Origin of the sequence: Amycolatopsis kentuckyensis (assembly GCF_002155975.1) — a bacterium.
Lineage (GTDB): Bacteria > Actinomycetota > Actinomycetes > Mycobacteriales > Pseudonocardiaceae > Amycolatopsis > Amycolatopsis kentuckyensis.
The window spans coordinates 1-542 of the sequence record NZ_MUMI01000893.1 but is presented as its reverse complement, the minus strand read 5'-3'; the positions used below and the strand labels follow the sequence as shown (position 1 = coordinate 542).

1 protein-coding gene is annotated in these 542 nt (G+C 74.7%); it reads left to right on the top strand.

Annotation, left to right across the window (positions count from 1 at the left end; all coding sequences use genetic code 11):
• On the top strand, nt 1-542 hold a 542-nt coding region (locus tag CCN39_RS48960), incomplete at both ends, for a DUF72 domain-containing protein (protein ID WP_143264521.1).

Sequence of the window (542 nt, the reverse complement as noted above, 5' to 3'; positions counted from 1 at the left end):
CCTCGGCGACCGGGCGGTGTTGTGGACCCAGCTGCCGGGCTCGTTCGGCCCCGCGGACGTCGAGGCACTGGTGCGTTTCCTGCGCCGGTTGCCCCCCGGCCGCCGTCGTGCGGTGGAGGTCCGCCACCCGGAGTTCTTCACCGACATCGGGGCGGCTTCGGCGCTGGAGAGGGCGCTCGGGATCGCGGACGCGGAGTGGGTCCCGTTCGACACGACGGTGTTCTTCCGGAGCCCGCCGACCAGCGAGGCGGAGCGGGACGCGTGGGCGAAGAAGCCGCGGCTGCCCCGCCGGACGCGAGCCCTGACCGACCGCCCGATCATCCGCTACCTGGGCCGGGACTCGGTGGCGGAAACGGTCGAGGGGTGGCGGCCGTGGACGGAGGTGGTCGCGGGCTGGTTGCGCGAGGGCCGCTCGCCGACCGTGTTCGTGCACACGCCGGACAACGACGTCGCGCCGGAGCTGGCTCGCCGGTTCCACGACGAGGTGCGGGCGTCGGTGCCTGGTCTTGCGGCCTTGCCCGAGCCGGAGCCGGTGGAGCCCG